The organism is Streptomyces sp. S.PNR 29, from assembly GCF_030386795.1.
Taxonomy (GTDB): Bacteria; Actinomycetota; Actinomycetes; order Streptomycetales; family Streptomycetaceae; genus Streptomyces.
This window is the reverse complement of the sequence record NZ_JANUQM010000005.1, coordinates 522,473-540,152: the sequence shown is the minus strand read 5'-3', so window position 1 is coordinate 540,152 and position 17,680 is coordinate 522,473. Positions and strand designations below refer to the sequence as shown.

General features: G+C 72.2%; 14 protein-coding genes and 3 pseudogenes. 8 read left to right on the top strand and 9 right to left on the bottom strand.

Annotated features, from left to right (window positions below; genetic code table 11):
* Positions 1 to 12: 12 nt before the first annotated feature.
* The 4 genes and pseudogenes from NW895_RS17310 to NW895_RS17295 all read right to left on the bottom strand — a co-directional run.
* Entirely contained in the window at positions 13 to 3,477 is a 3,465-nt protein-coding gene (locus tag NW895_RS17310; RefSeq protein ID WP_289936468.1) for a thioester reductase domain-containing protein, read from the bottom strand.
* Complete coding sequence (locus NW895_RS17305; RefSeq protein ID WP_289936466.1) at positions 3,474 to 3,899, bottom strand: acyl carrier protein; 426 nt, start codon at positions 3,897 to 3,899, stop codon at positions 3,474 to 3,476. Before NW895_RS17305 ends, NW895_RS17310 begins: the two co-directional genes overlap by 4 nt.
* A gap of 42 nt (positions 3,900 to 3,941) precedes the next feature.
* Complete coding sequence (locus tag NW895_RS17300) at positions 3,942 to 4,784, bottom strand: sugar phosphate isomerase/epimerase (protein ID WP_289936463.1); 843 nt, start codon at positions 4,782 to 4,784, stop codon at positions 3,942 to 3,944.
* Positions 4,785 to 5,486: 702 nt separating this feature from the next.
* Positions 5,487 to 5,708: pseudogene (locus tag NW895_RS17295) on the bottom strand (cytochrome P450); the annotation flags it as partial.
* A 251-nt stretch (positions 5,709 to 5,959) separates the two neighbouring features.
* Here NW895_RS17295 and NW895_RS17290 point away from each other — a divergent pair.
* The 3 genes and pseudogenes from NW895_RS17290 to NW895_RS17280 form a co-directional block, all read left to right on the top strand.
* The gene (locus NW895_RS17290; protein WP_289936462.1) at positions 5,960 to 7,420 is read left to right on the top strand and encodes an APC family permease; all 1,461 of its coding nucleotides are present in this window, start codon (positions 5,960 to 5,962) and stop codon (positions 7,418 to 7,420) included.
* A gap of 71 nt (positions 7,421 to 7,491) precedes the next feature.
* Positions 7,492 to 8,019: pseudogene (locus NW895_RS17285) on the top strand (aldehyde dehydrogenase family protein); the annotation flags it as partial.
* Positions 8,018 to 8,473 (top strand): annotated as a pseudogene (locus NW895_RS17280) (gamma-glutamyl-gamma-aminobutyrate hydrolase family protein); the annotation flags it as partial. The pseudogenes NW895_RS17285 and NW895_RS17280, both read left to right, overlap by 2 nt.
* Before the next feature lie 10 nt (positions 8,474 to 8,483).
* On the opposite strand, the gene NW895_RS17275 reads toward NW895_RS17280, so the two are convergent.
* Positions 8,484 to 9,056, bottom strand: a complete 573-nt coding sequence (locus NW895_RS17275; RefSeq protein WP_289936460.1) for a MarR family transcriptional regulator — start codon at positions 9,054 to 9,056, stop codon at positions 8,484 to 8,486.
* A 101-nt stretch (positions 9,057 to 9,157) separates the two neighbouring features.
* Between NW895_RS17275 and NW895_RS17270 the strand changes: the two genes are divergently transcribed.
* Entirely contained in the window at positions 9,158 to 10,099 is a 942-nt protein-coding gene (locus NW895_RS17270; protein ID WP_289936457.1) for a TIGR03619 family F420-dependent LLM class oxidoreductase, read from the top strand.
* A gap of 6 nt (positions 10,100 to 10,105) precedes the next feature.
* Here the strand turns inward: NW895_RS17270 and NW895_RS17265 are convergent, their stop codons facing one another.
* Positions 10,106 to 11,125 (bottom strand): LuxR C-terminal-related transcriptional regulator, encoded by a 1,020-nt coding sequence (locus tag NW895_RS17265; protein WP_289936456.1) that lies wholly within the window; start codon positions 11,123 to 11,125, stop codon positions 10,106 to 10,108.
* Between the two features lie 219 nt (positions 11,126 to 11,344).
* Here NW895_RS17265 and NW895_RS17260 point away from each other — a divergent pair, with 219 nt between their 5' ends.
* The 4 genes from NW895_RS17260 to NW895_RS17245 are packed head-to-tail and all read left to right on the top strand — an operon-like array spanning position 11,345 to position 16,683.
* Complete coding sequence (locus NW895_RS17260; protein ID WP_289936455.1) at positions 11,345 to 12,367, top strand: sugar ABC transporter substrate-binding protein; 1,023 nt, start codon at positions 11,345 to 11,347, stop codon at positions 12,365 to 12,367.
* A complete protein-coding gene (locus NW895_RS17255) occupies positions 12,364 to 13,983 on the top strand; it encodes a sugar ABC transporter ATP-binding protein (protein WP_289936452.1) in 1,620 nt (539 codons plus the stop codon). Before NW895_RS17260 ends, NW895_RS17255 begins: the two co-directional genes overlap by 4 nt.
* Positions 13,980 to 14,960 carry an ABC transporter permease gene (locus NW895_RS17250; RefSeq protein WP_289936450.1) on the top strand — a complete coding sequence of 327 codons (981 nt, stop codon included), beginning with the start codon at positions 13,980 to 13,982 and terminating at the stop codon, positions 14,958 to 14,960. Before NW895_RS17255 ends, NW895_RS17250 begins: the two co-directional genes overlap by 4 nt.
* A gap of 25 nt (positions 14,961 to 14,985) precedes the next feature.
* Entirely contained in the window at positions 14,986 to 16,683 is a 1,698-nt protein-coding gene (locus tag NW895_RS17245; RefSeq protein WP_289936448.1) for an amidohydrolase, read from the top strand.
* Positions 16,684 to 16,737: 54 nt separating this feature from the next.
* Here the strand turns inward: NW895_RS17245 and NW895_RS17240 are convergent, their stop codons facing one another.
* The 3 genes from NW895_RS17240 to NW895_RS17230 form a co-directional block, all read right to left on the bottom strand.
* Positions 16,738 to 17,163, bottom strand: a complete 426-nt coding sequence (locus NW895_RS17240) for an aminotransferase class I/II-fold pyridoxal phosphate-dependent enzyme (RefSeq protein WP_289936446.1) — start codon at positions 17,161 to 17,163, stop codon at positions 16,738 to 16,740.
* A 2-nt stretch (positions 17,164 to 17,165) separates the two neighbouring features.
* Positions 17,166 to 17,360: a hypothetical protein gene (locus NW895_RS17235; protein WP_289936445.1), complete on the bottom strand. Its 195-nt coding sequence runs from the start codon at positions 17,358 to 17,360 to the stop codon at positions 17,166 to 17,168.
* A 71-nt stretch (positions 17,361 to 17,431) separates the two neighbouring features.
* The gene (locus NW895_RS17230) at positions 17,432 to 17,593 is read right to left on the bottom strand and encodes a hypothetical protein (RefSeq protein WP_289936444.1); all 162 of its coding nucleotides are present in this window, start codon (positions 17,591 to 17,593) and stop codon (positions 17,432 to 17,434) included.
* Positions 17,594 to 17,680: the final 87 nt, after the last annotated feature.

Below are 17,680 nucleotides of genomic sequence, written 5' to 3'. Positions count from 1 at the left end.
TCCCGTCTGTCGTCACTGGGTGGTTCCGTCTTCCGGCTGTGCCGCACCGTCCCGGTCCTGCGGTGGGCGGGCCTGCGGCAGGCCGGTCAACAGGCTCTGGAACTCGGGTCGTCCGGCGAGGTACCGCAGCGTGTGCAGGGCCCGGGCGCCGTCCAGTCGCGGGTCGAGACCTGCTGTGCGCAGCCAGTCCTGCCACCCGTCGCTCTCGACCGACCAGCGGGGTGCGTCGACGCCGTTGTTCTCGTAGAGCGCCATGCTGGACAGCACCGGGTCGCCCGTGGCGAGCGCCCGCTCGGACACCAGCCGCACCCACTCCTCGCCGGAGACGCCGCGGGTCGGCATGCCCAGCCCGGCCAGTTCCGCGAAGAGCTCCGGAAGCGAGCCGTTGGACTCGCCCACCAGGTGGTAGACCTGGCCCACCGAGCCGGGCCGCGTGCCGAGTTCGACGATCGCCCGGGCCACCAGGTCGACGGGGGCGATCGCCAGCCGGTTGTCGTCCAGCGGGTACGCGCCGACGGCCAGGCAGGCGGCGACCAGACGCCACATCATGTCCAGGTCGTTGCAGGCGCCGGTGGTGGTGGCGCCGGCGATGAGCCCGGGGCGGAAGACCCGCACGCGCATGCCGTCGCGCTCCGCCTGCTCCAGAATCCGCTCGCTGACCCACTTGGATATCCCGTAGCCGCCGGCCGCGGGGTCCAGGGGCTGCTCCCGGCGCTCCAGCAGCCGGTCTCCCGTGCCCAGCGCCCGGCCGCACGCCGCCAGGGTGGAGACATAGCTGATGTCCACGATCCCGTTGGTCCGCATCCAGCCGAGCAGGGCATGGGTGGCCAGGGTGTTGGCCGCCCGCAGCACGGGGTACGGCTCGGTGAAGACGACATGCGCGGCGCAGTGCAGCACATGGCCGACCCGACGGCCCAGCTCGCCGTCCCGGTACGTCTCGCAGACCTCGGCGATCTCACCCAGGTCGCCCGGCACGATGTGCACCCGCTGAGGGTCGGGCTCGGGCAGCCGGAAGCGCCGCGCCGCCTCCCGCAGCCGTCTGCGGCCGTGCGCCTCGTCCTCGGCCCGCACCAGGCAGTAGACCCGGCCCTCGGTACACCGCAGCAGCTCGTCCAGCAGGAAGGCGCCGACGAATCCGGTCGCGCCGGTGAGCAGGACGTCCTGGCCCGGTTCTGCCTGCCGCGGCCGCAGCGGTGGCAGCTCCCTGGCGAGGTCGGCGTCGATCAGAGCGCTGTCGGACGCGTCGCCCGTCCTGGCGCCGTCCTCGGCGGACCAGCCGCGGATGGCATCGGCGACCCGTACGACGGTGGCCTGACTGCCGCCGACCCGGTGCAGGTTCAGCAGCATGCCGTACCGGCTCTGCACTTCCAGCACCATGCGCAGCCCGAGCAGCGAGTTGCCGCCGAGCGCGCCGAACTCGTCGTGCGGGCCGATGCCGGTCACGCCGAACAGCTCTTCCCACAGGGTCAGCAGTTCGCCTTCCAGTCCGCCTGCTTCGCGGTCCGTGGCCACGGGTGCGGAAGCGGGGGCAGGGGTGGGGGAGTGGGCGTCCAGGGTGATGCCGTCCAGCGCCGAGTAGCGGTGACGGGTGAACGGATAGGTGGGCAGCGGGACCCGGAGGCCGGTGCCGTCGTCGGGCGTCCTGTGCACGGGGACGCCGTGCAGCCAGGCGTCGGCGAGGGCGGCCGCCACCTGCTCGGCCGGCTCTTCCGCACTGTCGGTACCGACGCGCAGCACATGCCGGTCGGGACCGGGGTCGGCGTCACCGACCACCAGAAGGTAGACGTCGGAAGGCAGTGACGCGGGGATCGCGTCGCACTGCTCCACCCGGCCACCGAGGCCCGCCAGCAGGGTGGGCAGCACGCGCCTCGCCTTCTCCTGCGGGGCCGTGACCGCCACGACGGCTCTGCGGGGCTGAGCGCGGACGGTGCGGGCCGCGGGAGGCCGGGGCAGTCTCAGGGCGGCGGCCAGCCGGTCGGGGGCGGCGGCCACCAGCCGCCGTTCGGCGAAGTCGTGCCGGCCGGTGCGCAGGGTGTGGGCGATGTCGGCGGGCGCGTGACGGTCCTGGTCGATTTCGTCGGCCAGGCTGCGGGACAGTGCGTCGAGTTCGGTACGGGTCCTGGCCGACAGCTGTAACCGGACCACCGGGCGCGCACCGGCGGACGGGCGGGTCGGGGGCGGCGGCGGGGCCAGCACGACCGCCGCGTTGGTGCCGCCCAGGCCCATCGAGTTCACCAGCACCTGCCGGTCGGGCTCGGTGCACTGCTGCAGTTCGGTGGGGATGTGGAACGGGCTGACGGCGAGCACCCCTGGATCGCGGGGGCGTTCGAACATCGGGTGGGGGACCAGATGGCCGGTGCGCGCCACATGGACGGCCTTGATCAGCCCCGCGATACCGGCCGCGGAACCGGCGTGCCCGATGTTCGCCTTGACCGTACCGAGGGCGCAGTACCCGCTGCGCGAGGTCGTGGCCCGCAGGCCGTCGATGAGACCGCGCAGCTCCACCTGATCGCCGAGCGGGGTGCCCGAGCCGTGCGCCTCGACATAGCGCAGCTCGTCGGCGCCCACCTCGGCCACGCCGAGCGCACCGGCCACCACGTCGGCCACGCCCGCGGGGCTCGGCGCGGTGAAGCCCGGCCGGCCACCGCCGTCGTTGCCGACCGCACTGCCGCGGATCACCGCGAGGACGGGGTCGCCGTCGGCGAGGGCGTCGTTCAGCCGGCGCAGTACGACGACGCCGACGCCGGAGCCGGCCCCGGTGCCGGAGGAGCGGATGTCGAAGGCCCGGCAGTAACCGTCCTCGGACAACACGCCGCCCGGCTGGTAGCGGTAGCCGGCGGGCGGGTGGGCCAGTCCCGTGCCGCCCGCCATGGCGATGTCGCACTCCTCGGAGAGCAGGCTGATCACCGCGTAGTGCACCGCGGTCAGGGACGAGGAGCAGGCCGTCTGGACGGCCACCGACGGGCCGCGCAGCCCGAGTTTGTAGGCGACCCGGGCGGCCATGAAGTCGGCGGAACCGCCGAGTTGCAAGGTCAGGTCGCCCAGCGCGACGGCGCCGTGGGCGCGGGCCCGGGCGAACTGGAGCATGCTGGTGTACGAGCTGTGGCTGGTCCCGGCGAACACGCCGATCCGCGGGCCGGCTTCGTCATGGGGCGGATGGCCGGACCGCTCCAGGGCCTCCCAGCAGACTTCCAGGAACAACCGCTGCTGAGGATCGATGAGTTCGGCTTCCACCGGCGGGTAGCCGAAGAACTCGGCGGCGAACTGCTCGGCGTCCTGCAGCGTCCCGGCCCGCGCCACGAAGTCGGCGGCGGCCGACGTCTCCGGGGCCACCCCGGCGCGGCGCAGTTCCTCGTCCGGGATGTCCCGGATGGAGACCTGGCCCTTGTCCAGGTTGTCCCAGAACTCCTGCGGGGTCACGGCGTCCGGGAAGCGGCAGCCGATGCCCACCACCGCGATGGCGGTCTCGGTGTTCATCGGGCGGCGGATCCTTCCGGCTGTGCCTCGGAGCGCGTGGGCGCGGTGCCGCCGCGGCCTCGACGGCCGGCCCCGAGCAGTCGTCCGCGGCCGGTGGCGGCCGGCGGGGCCGGGCGGTTGTCCGTCTCGTGGTCGGGGTCGAGCAGCCTGGCCTGCTTCAGAACGGTGTCGTGGCGGAAGAGCTCGGCGACGTCCAGCTCCCGGCCGGTGAGGTCGGCCAGTTCATCGGCGAGCATGACCAGCAGCATGGAGCTGCCGCCCGCGTCGAAGAAGCCGGTGTCCAGGGGTGCCGTGTCGATGCACAGCACGTTCTCCCAGGCCTGGCGTACGAGTTGAACGGGGTCGGGCGAGGCCTCCGGTACGGCGACGGGCTGCCGTTCGGGTATGACTCCGCCGTCGGAATCGGCTGCGGTGTTCGGCATCAGGGCCTCCGGGAAGGGAACGGGAACGGCGCGCGGGACCGTTCAGCCACGGGCGTTCCGCGCCTGCCGCGCGGCGTCGAAGAGGCGCTTGGTCTCGGCGAGTGACCTGGCGACCTTGTCGTGGGCGTTCTCCGGGTCGGTGAACGGGCCCACCTCGACACCGATCCACTGCGCGTCGACGGCGAGGAGCTGCTCGGTGAAGGCCGGCAGGTCCGCCACGCCGTCTCCCGGCACAAGGTGCTCGTGGTATTTGCCGTTGGAGTCGGAGAAGTCGACGCTGTTCACCCGGCCGGGCAGCCGGCCGACTTCGGCGGCGGGCACGCCCTGCACGACCAGATGCGAGACGTCGATGTTGGCCTGCAGGCCCGGCGAGGCCACGTCGTCCAGCAGCCGCACCAGCGCGTCCACGTCGGGGACGAAGGCACTGTCCAACGGCTCGGGCTTGACGCTGAGTTGGATGTCACGGGATTGCGCGTAGTCGGCGAGCCGGCGCAGTGAATCGACCAGGATCTGCCACTGGGCCGCCTCCGGCCACATGGTGCGCCAGATCCATTCGCCGAGCAGCATCTTCATCACATGCCCGCCGAGTTCGCGCGTAAGGTCGATATGGGCCTCGGTGCGGGAGATGTTGAACTCCCGGACGACATCACGGTGGTCGCTGAGGCCGAAAGCGTGGCAGGCGGTCAGGGATATGGGGAGGCCGACCGAGTCCGCGTCGTCGCGGAGTTGCAGCAACCGTTCGGGTTTGAGGTCCATCGCCTCTTCGACGATGCACAGCCATTCGGCTCCGGATAACGCGGCGGCACGCCATGCGTCGCGGCCCTGGTACGTGGAACCGTAGAAGGCCTGGTCCACTAAGAGGCCAAGTCGGTGCTGATCGGTCATGGCTTCACTCCGCTCGTTGCTCGATGCATCCACGCATCCGTCGAATTCCCGTCCGTGGATTTACCGTCACGTCATTCCGGGCCGGCCGAATTCGAGCGTGCGGAGACCGCGCCGAAGTGGGAAACAGCGTCCATTCCGCGCCTACGCATGAGAAAGCCGCGTCGCCCGACGCTGCACCGGTCGCTCGTGATCCGGGCCGTTCATCATGTGTGGTACGTCAGTAACTGGCAGCGCCGAACGCCGAGTTCAGCGCGCAGGCGCCTGTGCCCCTGGATGGGTGGTGCTCAGGGAATCCGCCAGGCCGGGCGCCGTCACGGCCCGCTCCGGCCCGTCGAGTGGCGGCGGTCAACGCCACTCGCACCTCATCGTCACTTGCGAACACGCTCAGTTCCCCCGCTTGAACGTCGATTTGACGCTTCGCCATGTCGTGATCGAACATTTGAATGCTAGCACGAGGCCCCGCGAGCGCGCCGCTGCCCGGCGCGCTGCGTGTGCAGGGCAAATACCCCGCCTCCAGGCGATTCCTTGCCCACTGGACGGCATCCCAAAAGTGAGCGACCTCACACCCCTCGCACTGTGTATGGCTGAAGCGCCGGCGAGGACGGCCGCCGGCGCTGGAGAACCGGTGGAGCCATCAGCTAAATGACGGTCTGCCGGTTTTTTGGGTGAACTATCCGTGGTTCAGAGGGAATAAACAGATGGTTACGCGAGGGCGACCTCCGCCGGCAGCTTCTTGATGCCGTTGACGAAGTTGGAGCGCACACGCGGCACGTCACCGGTCAGGCGGATGTCCGCCAGGCGCGGGATCAGCTCCTCGAACATGAGGCGGATCTCGGTGCGGGCGAGCAGGTTGCCCAGGCGCAGGTGGGGGCTGCCCTTGCCGAAGGTGACGTGGTCGTTGTTCGCGCGGGTGACGTCGAAGTCCGCAGGTGGGCCAGCAGCTCCGGCCTGCGGCGTCTTCGGCAACCCGTAGCAGGCCCTGGACGAGCTGCGCTCGGTGCTGCGCCGGCTCGCCGAGGAGCGAGACGGCGAGGCGTAGGGCCGGTACGTCTCGACCGCGTAAAACCTCGGAACTCCTCGCCCCGCCCCCCTTGCCAAACGGATAGTTCTACCCCACGATGAGGCAACTCGTTTGGCCTGAAACGATCCTTCCTCCCCTCTGGCAGGTGATCCGAGTGGACAGTCGGACGGTCTCCCGGCAACGCACGGAACCGGACACGCCCACCGCAGGCATGCTCAAGCCCAACGCCCTCGGCGTCCTGGGCATCCTCTTCTTCGTCCTGTCCGCCCAGGCGCCGCTGACCGGCATCGCCGGTGCGGCCCCCATCGCCGTGGCCCTCGGCAACGGCCCCGGTGTGCCCGCCGCCTACCTGGTGGCGGGCGTGGTGATCCTGCTGTTCTCGGTGGGCTTCGTCGTCATGGGCCGCCACGTCGTCGACGCGGGCGCCTTCTACACGTACATCGGCAAGGGGCTGGGCCGGACCACCGGCACCGGCAGCGCGGGTGTCGCGCTCTTCGCGTACTGCACCGTCCAGGCCGCCATGTACGGGCTGTACGGATCCATCGTGAGCGGCCTGGTCGCCAGCCACGCCGGGCTCGACCTGCCGTGGTGGGTCTGGACGCTGGCCACCATGGCCGTCGTGCAGGCGCTGGGCGCCGCGGGCATCGAGATGGGCGCCAAGGTGCTCGCCGTGTTCGTCCTGGCGGAGTTCAGCATCCTGTCGGTCTTCGCGCTGGTGGCCCTCGTCAAGGGCGGCGGACCGGAGGGTCTCGGATTCGCCGACAGCTTCTCCCCGGGCGCCGCCCTGAGCGGGGCGCCGGGCGTGGCGGTGATGTTCGCCGTGGCGTCCATGTTCGGTTTCGAGGCCACCGCGATCTACGGCGAGGAGGCCCGCGAGCCCAGGAAGACGGTCCCTCGGGCCACCTATCTGTCGGTCGTCGTGGTCACCGGCTTCTTCGCCCTGACCTCATGGATGCTCATCGCCTCCTACGGCGCGTCCAGGGCCACCGCCGCCGCGGGCAAGGCGCTGGCGGGCGGGGACGGGGCCGGGTTCGTGTTCGCGCCCATCGCGGCCGAGTTCGGCGGCTGGGTGAACGACGTCCTGCCCGTCCTGCTCGCCACCTCGCTCTTCGCCGGCATCCTGACCTTCCACAACTCCGCCAACCGCTACCTCTTCTCGCTCGGCCGCGACCGGCTGCTGCCCCGCGGGCTCTGCGTTCTCAACCGCCGCCACTCGCCCTGGGGCGCGGGCTGTGTGCAGACCGCCGTCGCGGTGGCGCTGGTGACGCCGTTCGCCCTGACGGGCAAGGACCCGGTGCTGACGCTGTTCTCGTGGTTCAGCGGGGTCGCCGTCCTGGCGATGATGCTCCTGTACCTGCTGACCTCGGTGTCCGTCGTCGCCTTCTTCCGTCGCGAACGCCTGGACGCCCGCCCCTGGAACACGCTGATCGCCCCGCTGTTCGGCGCGCTCGGCATCGCGGGCGCGATCTGGCTCATCCTGGCCAACTTCACCACCCTCATCGGCGGCGAACGCCGCACGGCCGTGTGGCTCGTGGTGTCGGTCCCGGTGGTCATGGCCCTGGGCATGCTGACCGCGTGGGTCAGGCGACGGGCCCTGGCGGTCGCCCACGGGTGACCGCCCCCGCCGCGGTCGACGGACCGTCGCATCCACATTGTTTGAAATCAAATGACCTCGGGGAGGTTCGCATGCCGGCTGTCACCCACGACGAGTGGCTGCGCCGCGCGAAGGCGCTGGAAGTCTCCGGTGCCCACCACATCGACGGCGTCGAGGAGGCCGGCGGCGGGGGCACGTTCCCGGTCGTGTCGCCGCGGGACGGCCGGGTTCTCGCCGAGGTGGCCGACGCGGGACCCGCCGAGGTGGACGCGGCCGTCGCCGCCGCCCGGCGGGCCTTCGACACCGGCCCGTGGCCGCGTCCGGCCCCCGCCGAGCGCGGCCGCGTCCTCCGGCGTCTGGCCGACCTGCTCGACGAGCGGCGCGAGGAACTGGCGCTGACCGTCAGCCTGGAGATGGGCAAACCGATCACGGAAGCGTACGGCATCGAACTGCGCGCCGCCGTCAACACCTTCCGCTGGTACGGGCAGCTGGCCGACAAACTGACGGACGACTCGCCGCACACCGCGCCCGACGCCCTCGCCCTGGTCACCCGGGAGCCCGCCGGTGTCGTCGATGCGGTGGTGCCGTGGAACTTCCCGCTGACGCTGGCCTCGTGGAAGCGTCTACGACGTCGACGACCTCCAGGACACCTTCGACCTCGAAGTCGCCCGCCACGCCCTGGAGTCGGGCCTGCCGCTGCTGGCGATCTGCCGCGGGCTCCAGGTCGTCGACGTCGCCCTCGGCGGCACCCTGGAACAGGACATGGGCGGCCCGGAGCGCGAACACCGGCACCGCGTCCATCCCGTCACCCTGGAGCCGGACTCCGTCGTCGCCCGCGCCACCGGCGTCGAGAAGGCCGACGCGTCCTGCTACCACCACCAGCGCGTCGACCGCCTCGGCACGGGCCTGCGCGTCACCGCCCGGGCGTGGGACGGCACCGCGGAGGCGCTCGAACTCCCCGGCAGCGGCGGCTGGTTCACGGCCGTCCAGCGGCACCCGGAGGACACCGCACACGAGGACCCGGCCCAGCAGGGGCTGTTCGATGCGCTGGTACGGGCCGCGGCGGGGGAGTGAGAGGCCGGTTTCAGGCGCGGGGCCGGCGCCCGCTGCGCCGGGGCGCGGGCTCCGCGCCGTCCAGCAGGGCCTGGCGGCGCTCCTCGCCGTGCTCCTCGACCTGGAGCACGACGCTGCGCAGCGACTCAGCGAGGCTGCGGCACTCCGCGTCGCTGAGCCGCGCGGTGACGAACGCCTCCTCCTCGTTGAACGCCGGGAACACCCGCTGCATGAACGTCTCACCCTCCTCGGTGAGGCTCAGCAGCACCAGCCGCCCGTCGGTCGGATGGTCCGCCCGCCGCAGCAGTCCCCGGGACTCCAGCGTGCGGACCACACCGGTCAGCGTGCCCTTGGAGATCCCCGCCTCCTCGGCCACGTGCCGGGTCTCCGACTCGCCCCACACCCACACCACCCACAGCACCACGAAGGCCGTCCAGGTCAGGTCGGAGCCGCGCAGCACGGAGTTCTCCAGATGCTGCCGCACGGCGGACGCGGCCCGGTAGATGTTCGCCACGGCCGCCATCTGCTCCCGGCGGATCGGAGAGCCGCCGAGCTTCGCCGCGGCGAGCTTCTCGGCTTCGGTGATGGATCGCTGGCCGGGCACGGGCGGCTCCTTCGTCTGGCGGCGACGCGTCACGCGGGCGGCTCGTCCTCACCGCCCATCGTTCGGGCTCAAATTGTACGAAGCCGAAAGGGAAACCCGACATGCCCACCCCTCCCCGCATGCTCCTCGTCCTCAGCGAGAACTGGACGCTCACCGGTGGCCGCGCCGACCTGCCCGCCGCCGTCCGCTGGGCCCGCGAGGCCGAGGACGCCGGCTTCGACGCCGTCATGGTCAGCGAGCACATCGTCCTCGGCCCCGACGCGTCCGCCGCCGGCGTCATGGGCAACCCCCGCGACTACGCCCTGCCGGGCAACCAGGACCCGTACACCCCCTGGCCGAACTCGCTGCTCCTGCTCGCCGCCATCGCCTCCGTCACCTCCCGGCTGCGCCTGGCCGCCGCGGCCGTCCTCGCCCCGCTGCGCCACCCCCTGCTGCTCGCCCGCGAACTGGGCACCCTCGACCTGATCAGCGAGGGACGCCTGGTGGTGCAGCCCACGGTCAGCTGGAGCAAGGACGAGTACGACGCCCTGGGCGTGCCCTTCGCCGAGCGCGGGCGGCTGCTGGACGAGCACCTGGAGGTCTGGGCGAAGGCATGGGGGCCGTCCCCGATCTCCCACGACGGCGACCACTACCCCTTCCGGAACGTCTACTTCGAGCCCAAGGCCCACCGCCCCGGCGGCCCCCGGCTGTGGTTCGGCGGGCAGCGCCTGCACGGCCCGGTCCTGCGCCGGCTGGTGAAGTACGGCCACGGCTTCCACCCCCTCGGCCGGCCGGCCCCCGAGGACCTCCAGGCGCTCAAGGAGGCGATGGCCGCGGCCGGACGGGACAGTGCCGACCTGGAGATGATCGGCGGCACCCAGGCCGTCTTCCCCGACGACCACGCACCGGCCGACCTCGGCGCGGCCCTGGCCTCGCTCCCCGAGCAACTGGAGCAGGGCTTCACCACCTTCTGCATCAAGCCCAACCAGTTCATCGACGACCCGAACGGGGTCGGCGCCTTCTGCCGCGAGGTCATGCGGCGGGTGGCGGCCCTGACCGCCTGACGAGGATCAGCCCTCGACGAAGTACGGCAGATGGTCCGGGCCCGGGCGCAGCAGCCCGTCCCGGACCGCGAGGGCCGTGGCCTCGGCACGCGAGGCGCAGCCGGTCTTGCGCAGCAGGTGCTCGACATGGCTGTGCACCGTCCGCGGGGACAGGAACAGCGCCTGTGCGATGGCCTGGTTGGTCTGTCCCGTGGCCGCCCGGGTGAGCACCTCCAGCTCCCGGGGGCTGAGTCCGTACGGCAGTTCCGTGGGCGTCTCGTGCACCAGTACCGCGTCCGGCGCGAGGCCGGGGCCCGCTGGGTGCCGGTGCAGTACGACGCGCTGCCAGCCACCCCCGGCGGGCCACAGCAGCCGCAGCCGCCGTCCGCCGGTACCGGCGAAGGCGTCGAGCAGCGGACGGAACTCCCCGTCCTCCCGCAGCACGCGGGGACGTTCCCGGGCGGGCAGGTCGACCACGCAGCCGTCGGCCGTCACGAGGCTCGCCGCGCCATCCGCCAGGGCGTGCAGATCAGCGGCGTGCGCGACCGGGTCGGCGAGCGCGGCGAGAGCGGGCATCACGGAGGCGAGCAGCCGGCGGGCGTCGGTGTCGTAGGCGTTCGCGCGCTCGGTCGAGAGGTGCACGAGGCCGACGAGACGGCCGTGCTGCCTGAGCGCCCCCGTCACACCGTCGCGGAACCCGGCCGGGCGGACCCGCTCCGCGTAGAACCAGCCGTTCCTGAAGCGCGGCCCGGTGTCCTCGGCGTCCTGAGAGATGGACGGCGGCAGCTCCCGCCGCACGACGTTGCGGTACCAGGGTGTCGCGACGAACTCCCCGGCCAGCGCCTGCGAGACCTCGGCGGGGTAGCCGATGCCCGCGACCTGGACGTGGGAGCCGGTCGGCGGGTCGATCGTGAGCAGGGTGGCCGCGTCCAGGGGCAGGGCCCGGGCCAGCTCGCGCAGCGCCTGGGCGCAGGCGGAGGCGGTGTCGCGCTCGCGGGTGAGCATGCCGATACGGGTGGCCGCCGCGATCTGGTGGTGGCTGAGCATACGAGCCTCCGTGCGGCTCGGGCGACGAGGTCGTTTGGGATCTAACGATAGGGCTCCGGTGTGTGCGGGACAAGGCGTGCACCGCACAGTCATGCGAGGTGGTGGGCGTCGTCGGCAGTCGGTATTTCTACGGATGGTGCGGCGGGCCCCGCGGGTCTTTCCTGTTCGGCACAGCCGGACGCCCGCCTCCACGGGCCCGCCCACCGGGAGAGCCCCGCCATGACCCCACCCCACCACGCCGCCTCACGCAGACAGTTCCTCACCCTCTCCGCCGCCACCGCGCTCGCGGTCGCCGGATGCTCGGCACCACAGAACACGGCCGCCTCGACGAAGCCCTCGGCTTCCGGCGGCACCCACCTGACGAAGATCGGCCTGGACTACCCCTTCACCCAACTCCCGCTCTACTCCACCCTGGTGAAGCTCTCCACCGCCCAGGCCGAGCAGCACGGCATCTCCCTGCTGACCACGAGCGACAACGCCGGCGCCGACACCCAGGCCGGCAACCTCAACATCTGGGTCGCCCGCAAGGTCCCGGCGATCGTGTCGTTCCCGATGGTCTTCGAGGCCGCCGAGCCCATCGCCAAGGCGGCGCTGGACGCCGGCCTGATCTGGGTGACGTACGGCGGCTCGTTGCAGCACCAGAGCGCCGACATCCAGTTCAGCTTCCGCCAGGGCGGCACCCTCCTCGGCGAGGCCGCCGCCCAGTGGGCCGAGCAGCACCTGGGCGGCAAGGGCAAGATCGCCTTCCTCACCGACAGCACCATTCAGCTGGGCCGCGAACGCACCGAGGGCATGATCGACGCCTTCACCAAGGCCGCGCCCGGCGTCGACGTGGTCGCGCGGGAGCAGGCCATCGACCCCGACACCGGCCTGTCCAAGTCGAAGGCGATCCTCGCCAAGCACCCCGACCTCAACATCGTCCTCGGCGTCACGGACGCCGCCGCGTACGGCGGCTTCAAGGCCCTCCAGCAGGCGGGCCGCGCCAAGGACGACGCGAAGACCTTCGTCGGCGGCCAGGACGGCTCGGCACCCTCCCTCCTCGCCGTCAAGCAGGGCACCTTCTACCGGGCCTCCGCCGCCCTCGCGCCCAAGGACATCGCGGCCGCCATCGTGGACGTACCGCGCGCGGTCGCCGCCGGCAAGGCCGATCCCAGCGCCCAGGTGCCGATCACGCTCGTCCAGCACGACGACACCGCGCGCATCGACGACCTGCTCGCCCAGAACGCCCAGGGCACCTCATGACGGCGCCGGGCCTGCGCATCCGGGGGCTGACCAAGTCCTTCGGCGGGGTCCGGGCCCTGGACGGCGTGGACCTGACCGTGCCGATGGGTCAGGTCCACGCCCTGCTCGGCCACAACGGCGCCGGCAAGTCCACCCTCATCAAGTGCCTGGGCGGCGCCCACCCGCCGGACGCGGGCACGATCGAGGTGGGCGGCGCGTCGTACAGCCGGCTCAGCCCGCGCGAGTCGATCGCGGCGGGCGTGGCGATCATCTTCCAGACGCTCAGCGTGGTCGACGCTCTGACGGTGGCGGAGAACATCTTCCTCGGACAGGAGTGGACCCGCTACGGCCGCATCGACCGGCGCGCTCAGGAAGAGGTCGCCGCCGGGCTGCTCCGGCGGGTCGCGGCCAAGTGCTCGCCGCGCGACCGGGTGGCCGACCTGCCCATGGGGCAGCGCCAGCTGGTGGAGATCGCCAAGGCCCTCAGCCGCAGCGCCTCCGTGCTGGTCCTGGACGAACCCACCGCCGCCCTGTCCAAAGCGGAGGCCGACGCCCTGGCCGAACGGGTCGAGGACCTGCGCACCCAGGGACTCGCCGTCGTCTACGTCACCCACCTGCTGTCGGAAGTGGAGCGCCTGGCGGACGAGGTGACCGTCCTGCGGGACGGCCGGGTCGCCCACCACGCACCGATGGCCGGCCGGACGCGCCGCGGGCTGGTCGAGGCGATCGCGGGCCGGCCGACTGGCCCCGCACCGCGCAGTGCGCGCGGCCCCGGACAGCGCCATGCACCGCCGGGCGGTCCGGCCGGGGGAGGTGAAGGACTGACGGGTGACGGGCCGACGGCTGACGCGCGAGAACTTCCGCCCGGGCGCGAACGCCCTCCGGCCGCGCCCCGCCTCACCGTCGACGGCTTGCGCGGCCCCGGCTTCGGCCCCGTCGGCCTCACCGTCGCCGCGGGCGAACGCGTCGGCCTCTACGGCCTCATCGGCTCCGGCCGTACGCGGATCCTGGAAACCCTGTACGGCCGACGCCGTGCCTCCGCCGGAACCGTCCGGGTCGGCCACCGCACCGTCGCCCCGGCCCGGCCCGCCGAGGCGCTGGCCGCCGGGATCGCCCTCGTACCGGCCGACCGGCGCGCACAGGGTCTGTTCCCGTCGCTGTCCGCGCAGGACAACGCGCTGCTGCCGGCCGTCCGCCCGCTGGCCCGGTACGGGGTGCGGGCGCTGGGCGCCGAGCGGCGGGTGTTCGAGGCGCTGGCCGCGGCGGTCGGGCTGCGGCCCGCGCGTCCCGGGCTGCCGGCGGGCGCGTTCTCCGGCGGCAACCAGCAAAAGCTCGTCCTCGGCCGGTGGATCAACGAGGCCCGGCACCTCGACGTGCTGCTGCTGGACGAGCCGACCCAGGGCGTCGACGTCGACGCCCGCCAGGAGATCTACCGGGTGGTGTCCGCACTCGCGGCCGAGCGGGGCACGGCCGTGCTGTTCGCCTCCAGCGATCCGGAGGAGGCCGTCGCGCTCGCCGACCGCTGCCTGATCGTCGCCGGAGGCCGGATCGTCGGCGAGCTCTCCGGGACCGGCCTCACCGAACAGGCCCTGCTGTCCGCCGTCCATGACACCGTGCCCGCCGAAGGAGCAGCATGACCACCGCCGACCCCGCCCTCACGAGACCGCGCGTCCTGGTCACGGGCGGCCTGACCACCGTACGCCGCCATCCGCTGATCGCCGTCCTGGCCGTGATGGTGCTGGGCTTCCAGCTGTCCACGGGCAGCTTCCTCGACCCGGCCAACCTGAGCGGCATCGCCACCGACGCCGCCACCCTGGCCATCGTCGCCGTACCGCTGGCCCTGCTCGTCATCAGCGGCTACCTCGACCTGTCGGTCGGCTCCACGCTCGCCGTGGGCGGGCTGGTCGCGGGCCGGCTGGCGGGTGACGGCCATCCCCCCGTCGTGGCCGTGCTGGGGGCGCTGGCCGCCGGGGCGGCGGTGGGCGCGGTGAACGGTGTCCTGTGCTGTTGCTTCGGCCTGTCGGCGTTCATCGTCACGCTCGGTATGCTGACGGCCGTGCGAGGACTCGCGCAGCAGCTGTTCCCGCTGCCGTTGAGCGGCTTCGGATCCGGGTTCGCGTGGCTCGGCGGGGCGCGGATCGCCGGGATCGCCGCGCCGGTCGTCATCGCGGCGGTGGTGCTGGCCGCGGGCGCGCTGTTCCTGGCGCTCACCCCCGCCGGGCGGCACGTCTTCGCCATCGGCGTCAACCGGGAGGCCGCCCACCTGTCCGGCATCGACATCCGCCGTACGCCGTTCGCGCTGTTCGTGGCCACGGGCGTGGCCGCGGCTCTCGCCGGGGCGATCAAGGCGTCGGTGCTGGACAGCGTGGTCGCCGGGACCTCGGGCGCCGGTTTCGAGCTGACCGTGCTCACCGCCGTGCTGCTCGGCGGGGTCGCGCTGACCGGTGGCTCCGGCTCGATCCTCGGCGTCCTGCTCGGCGTGCTGTTCCTCGGCGGCCTGCAGAACGGACTGACTCTGCTGAACGTGCCGACGTTCTGGCAGCAGATGGCCCAGGGCACCGCCCTGGTCGCCGGTGCGGCACTGGCGTACTTCGCGCCCCGTCCGGGGCGATGACCCCCTCATCGGAAAGAGGTCTCCCGTGAGCGACACCCCTCCCACCCTCGTCCTGACCGGCGGTCAGGTCCTCACCGTCGACCGCGGCTTCACTGTCGCCGAAGGCGTGGCCGTGCGCGGCCGGGACATCGTCGCCGTCGGCACCGACGCGGAGATGCGCGCCCTGGCCGGACCCGGCACCCGGGTCGTCGAACTGGGCGGCCGGACCGTCCTGCCCGGCATCAACGACTCGCATCTGCACGGGGCCGCGTACGGGATGACGAAACCGCCCTTCGCCATCGACGTCGGCCACCCGGCGGTGAGTTCGATCGCCGGCATCGCCCGGGCCGTGGGGCGCGCGGCGCGGGAGGCACGGCCGGGCGCCTGGATCATCGGACTGGGCTGGGACCCCGGTTACCTCGCCGAATGCCTGGCCGACCCGCGCCGCTTCCCGCACCGCAGGGATCTGGACGCGGTGGCACCGGACCACCCCGTCTGCCTGACCGACTTCTCCTCGCACATGGTGTGGGCCAACAGCGAGGCGCTGCGCCAGTGCGGCATCGACGCACACACCACGCCCCCGCCCGGCGGCGTCATCGACCGCGACGCCGACGGCGAGCCCACCGGCATCCTGCGCGAGGCCGCCCAGCGCCTGGTCCAGGCCGCGCTCCCCTCCCCGACGATCGCGCAGCGCCGCCAGGCCATCCAGGGCGTCATCCGCGAACTCCACTCCCGCGGGATCACCAGCTACACCGAACCCGGCCTCGGCCCCGGCGGCACCGGCACCCTCTTCGGCGGTCTGAGCACCGACAACTGGACGGCGTACGCCGAACTCGCCACCGAGGGCCTGCTGGAGGCCCGCGTCAGTGTCCTGCTGCTCCCGGCCCCGATGGGCGGCTCCGCCGACGACGTCCGCAAGGGCCTGGCGGAACTGCGCCGTCCCGAGTCCTGCGACCCCCGGCTGCTACGGGCCATCGGCGTCAAGATCTTCGGCGACGGCGTGCCGCCCAACCGCACGGCGTGGATGAGCGAGCCGTACCGGGAGGGCGGCCACGGAGCCCTGTGCGTGCACGGCGACACCCCCGCGCTCCAGGTGGACGAACTGCGCGAGATGATCCGCGTCGCGCACGAGGCCGGTTTCCAGCTCGGCGTGCACGTCACCGGCGACCGGGCCATCGACACGGTCGTGGACGCCTTCGTCTCCGCGAACACGGCCGCGCCGCGCCCCGACGCCCGGCACTACGTCATTCACGGCGACTTCATCAGCCCCGGCAGCCTGGCCGAGCTCGCCGCGCACGGCTACGGCGTCAACATGAACCCCGCCATCAAGTGGACCATCTCCGACCTGATGGACGAGGTCGTCGGCCCCGAACGCTCGGCCTACCAGTGGCCGGTGCGCTCCGCGCTCGACGCGGGCGTGCGGGTCTGCGCCAGTTCCGACGCGCCGATCACCGAGCCCGACTGGCGCCAGGGCGTGGCCTCGATGATGCTCCGCGAGTCCAAGGCCAGCGGCCGGCCCAGCGGCCCCGGCCAGCGCGTGCCCCTCGCCGACGCCCTGCGCGCCTACACCGCCACCCCGGCGTGGCAGGACTTCGCCGACCACTGGAAGGGCACCATCGAGCCGGCCAAGGCCGCCGACCTGTGCGTCCTGGACCGCCCACTGCTGGATCTCGACCCGCACGACATCACCGAGGCCCAGGTGGATCTCACCGTGTTCGACGGACGCGTGGTCTTCGAACGCTGAGGCAGGAGGCGTTGCGATGGACAGCCGACGGCTGGACGGCTTTCTCGTGAGGGGTCACTCGGGCTGAGCGGCCGTTTCTTCCCTGATGAAACGGGCCAGTCGTTTGACGCCGTCCACGATCTCGGACTGCGTCAGATAGCTGATGGACAGGCGGAGCGTATTGTCCCCACCGCCCCGCGGATAGAAGTAGGACATGGGCGTCCAGATGACGCCGAATTCCTCCGCCGAGCGTTGCAGTGCGGAGTTGTCCGCGCGGAACGGAACGTCCACGGTGAGGAAGAAACCTCCGGTGGGCTGGTTCCAGCGCACCCCGAGCGCGGTGCGCTCCGGCTCGGGAAAGGCATCGGCGAGCTCGCGCAGGATGGCCCGCATCGCGTCGCCGTAGTAACGGGAGGTCTCGACGTTGAGGTCCGCCGTGCGGCCGTCGGCGGCCAGCAGCATTCCGCCCACCGCGGCCTGGCCGAGTGCTGAGGTGTTCACCGTCACCTTTTGATCTTGGTGATCTCGTCCACCAGCAGCCCGGTGCTGCCGTCCCGGTCGACGACGTCCTGGTCGGCGACGGCGAAGCCGACGCGTGCGCCGGGGAACAGGGTCTTGGAGTACGAGCCGAGGTGGACGACCCGGCGCTCGCGGTCCAGGGAATTCAGGGTGGGCACCTGCGGTCCGGGACTGACCATGCGGTACGGGCTGTCCTCCAGCAGGAGGATGTCCTCCCGGGCGGCGAGTTCGAGGAGCTCATGACGGGCCGTCAGCGACAGGGTTCGAAGAAATCGTCGTACGGGCGGCCTGGGGCGAAGGAAATCGCCTCCGGATAACGGTGGGTGATTCCGTTGAGGAAATTCATCGTGTCGAGCACCGGGTCGGAGATGCTGGCGTGCAGCTCCTCCTTTAAAAGACGGCTGGCTGCCACGAGGGCACCTCCCGCAAGGCGGCAGCCGGGCCGGCCGCCCGCCCCTGAGCTCGTAGGAATGAAGATTTTTTGGAGGCTATCACCGAG

What these genes read in the sequence shown, in the direction of transcription:
- NW895_RS17310 (WP_289936468.1), bottom strand. Translation starts at nt 3,477, where the DNA reads ATGAACACCGAGACCGCCATCGCGGTGGTGGGCATCGGCTGCCGCTTC.
- NW895_RS17305 (WP_289936466.1), bottom strand. Translation starts at nt 3,899, where the DNA reads ATGCCGAACACCGCAGCCGATTCCGACGGCGGAGTCATACCCGAACGG.
- NW895_RS17300 (WP_289936463.1), bottom strand. Translation starts at nt 4,784, where the DNA reads ATGACCGATCAGCACCGACTTGGCCTCTTAGTGGACCAGGCCTTCTAC.
- NW895_RS17270 (WP_289936457.1), top strand. Translation starts at nt 9,158, where the DNA reads ATGCCCACCCCTCCCCGCATGCTCCTCGTCCTCAGCGAGAACTGGACG.
- NW895_RS17265 (WP_289936456.1), bottom strand. Translation starts at nt 11,125, where the DNA reads ATGCTCAGCCACCACCAGATCGCGGCGGCCACCCGTATCGGCATGCTC.
- NW895_RS17260 (WP_289936455.1), top strand. Translation starts at nt 11,345, where the DNA reads ATGACCCCACCCCACCACGCCGCCTCACGCAGACAGTTCCTCACCCTC.
- NW895_RS17255 (WP_289936452.1), top strand. Translation starts at nt 12,364, where the DNA reads ATGACGGCGCCGGGCCTGCGCATCCGGGGGCTGACCAAGTCCTTCGGC.
- NW895_RS17250 (WP_289936450.1), top strand. Translation starts at nt 13,980, where the DNA reads ATGACCACCGCCGACCCCGCCCTCACGAGACCGCGCGTCCTGGTCACG.
- NW895_RS17235 (WP_289936445.1), bottom strand. Translation starts at nt 17,360, where the DNA reads ATGGTCAGTCCCGGACCGCAGGTGCCCACCCTGAATTCCCTGGACCGC.